The 1,009-nt window shown below is 46.2% G+C and carries 1 protein-coding gene; it reads right to left on the bottom strand.

Features of this window, described 5'->3' with window-relative positions; genetic code table 11:
- Positions 1–845, bottom strand: an 845-nt coding sequence (locus AC5590_RS00005; protein ID WP_169269017.1) for an HlyD family secretion protein, incomplete at its 3' end; no start/stop codon positions are given.
- Positions 846–1,009: the final 164 nt, after the last annotated feature.

The raw sequence follows: 1,009 nt of genomic DNA, 5'->3' as shown, positions 1-1,009 counted from the left end.
TTACTAGGATTAAGAGCAGCTTGAGCACGTTGCCATTTTGCTGTAGCAGCCGAAATCGCTTGTTTTTGCTGCTCAATCGCTTGAAGTTGTGCCAAAACTGCTGCTTTTTGTACCTCAACGGCTGACGATTGCTGGTCAACAACTAGTAGTGCTTCTTCCAATTGATTATAAGAAAGAGCTCCAACTTTGGCTACGCTCTGATATCGGTTCCGCTTTGACTTGGCTGCGCTTAACGCAGCTTGGCTTGACTTGAAGTTCGCTTGGGTTGATTGTAATTGTGCTTGTGCTTTTTGCAATTCTGCCTCGGCTTGCTTTAAGTTCGCCCCGGCTTCTTCCACATCTTTGTTACTGGTAATTTGTCTGTCTCGATAATCCCGACTACGGCGACTGAGTTCAGCGACTGCTGAGTCAACAGCCCCCTTGGTACGGTCGGTTTCTGCCGCTATCTGGTTATTAAGAGCACTAATTTGAGCATTGATTTGAACAATTTGTAACTGACTCTGCTGGATATTGCTTTCTAGTTGGCTCTTTTTGGTTTGCAGGCGAGAGTCATCGATAGTGGCAATCTCTGTTCCTTTTTTGACAACTTGATTTTCTTTGACAGATATATGCATAACCTGACCTTCTGTGGCAGCTTGCACAATTCGCAATTCACCAGCCGGACGGACGAGTGCTTGTGCTTTAACGGTGACTTTGTATTTAGCGACAGAAGCAACAATGACACTGATTCCCAAAATACCAACCATCACCAGTCCGCCCATAGTAACCCAGGAACTCATTGGTGGGAGAAATTCGTTGTCTTGAACTGGGGGAGGCAGAAAGTCTGAGTTGGAGTTGCTAATCATAATTCAAGTTAGTTTAACTAATTGCGTGGAATTTTCCGTCTCAAAATCTCACCCTCGCTTTTTGCTACGCAAAAATCTTTCCCTCTCCTTAGCAAGGAGAGCCAGTGCGTTGCGGAGCCAGTCCTGCAGGAGGGTTTCCCGACAGAGGGATCTGGCGTTGGGGT

The sequence above is a fragment of the Brasilonema octagenarum UFV-OR1 genome, from assembly GCF_963888615.1.
GTDB classification, from domain to species: Bacteria; Cyanobacteriota; Cyanobacteriia; order Cyanobacteriales; family Nostocaceae; genus Brasilonema; species Brasilonema sennae.
Note: the sequence above shows the minus strand (reverse complement) of the source record. Positions and strands in the feature narration are given on the sequence as shown.